This is a genomic window from Algoriphagus winogradskyi, assembly GCF_900182815.1.
GTDB classification, from domain to species: domain Bacteria; phylum Bacteroidota; class Bacteroidia; order Cytophagales; family Cyclobacteriaceae; genus Algoriphagus; species Algoriphagus winogradskyi.
Window position 1 is genome coordinate 1 of sequence record NZ_FXUA01000016.1, and the last position, 4,589, is coordinate 4,589.

The 4,589-nt window shown below is 40.0% G+C and carries 4 protein-coding genes; all 4 read right to left on the minus strand.

Features of this window, described 5'->3' with window-relative positions; genetic code table 11:
• Window positions 1–1,451: 1,451 nt before the first annotated feature.
• Window positions 1,452–2,180 (minus strand): energy transducer TonB, encoded by a 729-nt coding sequence (locus QOL76_RS21165; protein ID WP_283414956.1) that lies wholly within the window; start codon window positions 2,178–2,180, stop codon window positions 1,452–1,454.
• A 136-nt stretch (window positions 2,181–2,316) separates the two neighbouring features.
• Complete coding sequence (locus QOL76_RS21170; protein ID WP_283414957.1) at window positions 2,317–2,766, minus strand: type II toxin-antitoxin system VapC family toxin; 450 nt, start codon at window positions 2,764–2,766, stop codon at window positions 2,317–2,319.
• A complete protein-coding gene (locus QOL76_RS21175; protein ID WP_283414958.1) occupies window positions 2,763–3,689 on the minus strand; it encodes a hypothetical protein in 927 nt (308 codons plus the stop codon). Before QOL76_RS21175 ends, QOL76_RS21170 begins: the two co-directional genes overlap by 4 nt.
• A 115-nt stretch (window positions 3,690–3,804) precedes the next feature.
• The gene (locus QOL76_RS21250; protein ID WP_346771425.1) at window positions 3,805–4,008 is read right to left on the minus strand and encodes a helix-turn-helix domain-containing protein; all 204 of its coding nucleotides are present in this window, start codon (window positions 4,006–4,008) and stop codon (window positions 3,805–3,807) included.
• Window positions 4,009–4,589: the final 581 nt, after the last annotated feature.

A 4,589-nucleotide genomic window follows, 5' to 3' on the forward strand; every position in this document is an offset into this window, starting at 1 on the left:
GCTGGGGTTGAAACCCCAGCCTATTGACTACAATCCTATTTCTTGACCTCTTCCTACTTCATCATTCGATATTCGAAATTTTACATTCATCATTATTATCAACTAACATCGGTAACCCAACACCAGCTATCTCCATCCATGGTCTGTGTCTCATAGACCATTTTTTCTTACCAAAGAAATCCGAAATCAATTCTGGTTCCATCTTGCTGGCACAACACCGCGTCTCCGCTAGACGATTCTGGGCCAGCGCTGGTTTACAACTATATTCTTAAACACCGGGTTAAAACCCGGCGCTACAAATTTGACATGCCTACGGCATTGTTCAGTTTCCAACTTCCCTGCTTTCAAACCTCCGATACCCGCCAACTTCTAACTGCCACCCGCGAAAAGAAATTGCAATGTGGTAGAACCTCTGCTGTTCGTAAGGGCGCGGTGGGAAGCTGAAATAGCGGGGCAGGCGGCTGGAATGCGGGTTGAAGCATTATTTCAGCAAGCCTTTTGGTTACTTTTGGGCTCAAAAGTATCAGAGAAGATGATATGGATCTCACATCCGAAATCCTATATCGATTCGGTTTCCATCTTGCTGGCAAAATGCCACATCTCCACTAGAGGATTCCGAGCCAGCGCTGTTAAAATATCATGCTCCGATTCAACCCAGGGCTGCGTCGTACCTCCTTACCCTGGGCTATTAATATTGCATGCCTTCAGCATGCTCCTCATATCCAACTATCACCGCAAACGCCAATCGCCAACCGACAACTTTCATTCATTTTAAATTTTAAATTCCTTCATTTTAAATTCTTAATTTCCTCCGTTTCCATCTTGCTGGCATAATGCCTTCGTCTCCGAATGACGATTTCGGGCCAGCGCTGGTTACCTATTATATTCCTATACACCGGGTTAAAACCCGGTGCTACCCATCTTGCATACCTACGGCATGCTCTCCAAATTCCAGATCTCTCACCATTTTAAATTCTTAATTCCTTCATTTTAAATTGTAACAACCCACAACAAACAACCAACAACCCGCGAAAAAAAATTGCAATGTGGTAGAACCTCTGCTGTTCGTAAGGGCGCGGTGGGAAGCTGAAATAGCGGGGCAGGCGGCTGGAATGCGGGTTGAAGCATTATTTCAGCAAGCCTTTTGGTTACTTTTGGGCTCAAAAGTGACAAGAAAGAAACCATCTGGCTCGCCTCCCTTCGTTTCTCACAGATCATTTCCTTTCTGTTGTCCTGCTTCTCCAGAAGCTAGACTCAACTACTACCAGATAAAGAACAAGCCCCGAACTTCCACTCATTTTAAATTTTAAATTCTCAATTCCTTTATTTTAAATTGTAGCCAACCAACACCTGTCCGCCGTGGCGGAACCTCCTCTAATTTTAAATTTTATATTGATCAATCAGCAAATTCCACTCTCCCCTTTAGGGATCGGGGGTAACCAACAACTTCACTAAAATAAATTGCTCATTTTAAATAGAATGGGTTGGACTGCTATTCCCTCAACAGGATTTCCTAATCTATCTTCTTTTGGTTCAAAATCCCACTCAAAATTAGCCAGTACTCTAAGTGCTTCAGTAGCGAAAAGTGGCTCAAATTCTGGGTTTCCTACTTCCATTTCTTTTACATTACCTTCACTGTCGACTGTCAAAATCATATATATAGTCCCTTCAATTCCCTTACGACGAGCTAGTTTAGGATATTTCATATTTTCCCTTAACCATATGCCTAATTCATCAATATTCATCAGCCTTGGGGTAAACCTGTGCTCATCTAAGGATAATTTTTTATTGCCCTCAGGAGATATTTCCCATCCTGAAATAAAATATGACTTCTCCCTGTAAACTTCGGAGAATATTACCCCCTCATCATAATGAAAGATTCTTTCATTTTGTTCTAACAAATCAATTACACTCATCTGGAGAGTATCTCCCGAGTTAGAGAATGAGACGGATTGGGTTTTTACAGGAACCTTATGCTTCTTTTCTTTTACCAGCCATGTTCGGCTTATACTGCTTAAATTGCCTAGGGTGTCAAACGTTTTAAAACTATACAAACTGTCGGAATCTTCAGTTATTTGACCATAAAAGCTAGGCTTATACTTCAATGTGTCTTTTATAGAGAATTTGTGAGCATTCAGCGGTACAAGTTCCTGGCAGTTTGCATTTTGGATAAATGCCATCAGAAAAAACAAGATTATATATTTAGACATTTCTTTAATTAGAAAAGTAGAGTAGGGTGGCTTCACTTTATCATACATTTTAGATGTTGGAATCTCCTGACAGTCATCTTCTGCTAAGCGTTAATCATCCTGGGATTCAATCGATAGTTACCAGTTTAATAAATACATCCTTCAAATGAACAAAATCCTTGTCTTTAGTAAAAAGTGTTGCATTTATGACATAGGTGGTGGCAGCTATCCACATATCATTTTGCCCAATGATTTTAGAATTTGCTGCATTCAATCTTGGGTGGTTATTTTGGCAATACCCCTGTATAGCAGCATAAGCTTGCATCAACTTTTCATCTCTTCCATCTATTGACAAAATGATAGATTTTTCCAAAAGCTTTCTCCAGCGCTCAGTTTGTTTTTCACCGTAATCCTTTCTAAGGAAAAAACCCTCAATTTCCCCAATGCTGATTGCAGAAAGTAAAATAATGGAGCCTGGATCAGTCAATAAGTGATGTTCCTCCTCCACCTTTCGGAAAGTAGCATCTCCTCTCATATAATGTAGAATCAGGGAGGTGTCAAGGAGGATTTTTTTCATACACCCAGATCCTTAAGTAAAGTTTCAAACTCTTCGTCAGTCTCTGAACCAGGCCAGGAACCAACAATCAGCTTCAGAGGGTTAGTTTCTTTTCCTCCTTTTAATTGTCTGTTAATCTGCTCCTCCAGATTTTCATGCCTCGGTTTCTTGGAGAAAAACCCATCACCATCAGCCTGATCAAATAACTGCTCTATTTCTACGGCAAATCTTTTTCCGGGCTTATAGTGCTTCGTTCCTACTACGGTTGCCTCTTTGCCCCACCAATCCTTGATTTTATCGGTATCGAATTTTTCCGATAAAAAAGCATCCACCAGTCCCTCCTTAGTCAAAATTCTTACTTTTTGGGTGCTGAATTTCAACTCCTCTATTCTTCCATTGATTATGGTTCCTTCTGAAGATGGTATTTCTTCTTCTATTACCTGAATCTGTTTGAAATCAGATTTTCTGAGTGAAAATTCTGAAATGCTTCCCTCATTCTTTATAGAAAAAACTTCCTCATCACCCTTAAAAGATCTTTTAAAGTTTATCAGCTCCTTAAGTAGGGGTTTGTCCAACAGTTCACTCTCCTCAGGACTTTGCAAAGCCGCCATGAAGGATTCAACCACCAAGCTTATTGCGGTTTTTTGGGGCAGGTCATGTTGGTGCTCTATTCTGAACAGATCCGTTTGAAAAGAGGGGAGGGTCTTTTCAAAGGGCTCACTTTGAAGACATAAAATGGTACTTCCTTTCTCAATGCCCGTCAAAGTTACTTTCAGTGCTTCCTCCAGTTTTAAGGTCTTTTTGGCTTTACTCAGTCCCTTTAACCTAAGCATTAAAGCCCCTTCCGCTATTTTCCTCAAACCCTCTGAGATATTGGAAAGCCTCTGCAGGTCAATGCTGCCATCAGTATCTAATGCATGCGCTATTTTTAGTTCATACTTCATGACTTGTTTATTTGTTCCAAGTTGCTAATCATACCTACATTATTCTCATGAGTGAAGGGTAACTCACTTCCCCTCCAGTATCTTATCACCTCATTCACCTGCATCATCTTCATCATTACTTCGGTTTGCTTATTGTGGTGCAATTATTATTGGAGTTTATAGATACAGGCGAATTAGTATGATGCTCTATTACGTGATCTGGTTGAGCTGAAATTAAATGCAGAGGATACACATTTAAGAACTCAGCAACTTTTTGAATTAAATCAACGGTGATTATGCTCTCTCCCCGCTCATACTTTGTATTGGTCGCTTCCTTAATTCCTCAATATTCTGCTACTTCAATCGCTTTCCTGTCTCCCAGTTTTCTGAACATGGAAAGATTTCTACCTATTTTTTAACTCTCCAAAACGGTGAATTCTGATTCTTCTCCATCTCTCATAATAATGCTATTTATTCAAAAATACGGGTTTTGGCGCTATTGAATGCTGTTTTTTATAAACAGTAGTTTTAAACTACTATACATAGAGTTTATACTACCGAATTTATTCTTTTTTGATGAAACATCTAGTTAAAATTGTCTAAGAATTATAGCAAATGAGACATTCTGAGACAATTACTGCCTTTTTTCATTTCTCTTCTCTCTATTCGATGAAAGGTGTGTTTTCATACGTCCATTGTGCAGAGTTTATTTTAGCTAAAGGGTTTGGAAGTATGCAATCAGATAGTGATTGCATTGTTCAGTTTCCAACTTCCCTGCTTTCAAACCTCCGATACCCGCCAACTTCTAACTGCTACGCGCGAAAAAAAATTGCAATGTGGTAGAACCTCTGCTGTTCGTAAGGGCGCGGTGGGAAGCTGAAATAGCGGGGCAGGCGGCTGGAATGCGGGTTGAAGCATTAT

Coding starts and splice junctions, on each gene's coding strand:
- QOL76_RS21165 (WP_283414956.1), bottom strand. CDS start 2,180: ATGGCATTTATCCAAAATGCAAACTGCCAGGAACTTGTACCGCTGAAT.
- QOL76_RS21170 (WP_283414957.1), bottom strand. CDS start 2,766: ATGAAAAAAATCCTCCTTGACACCTCCCTGATTCTACATTATATGAGA.
- QOL76_RS21175 (WP_283414958.1), bottom strand. CDS start 3,689: ATGAAGTATGAACTAAAAATAGCGCATGCATTAGATACTGATGGCAGC.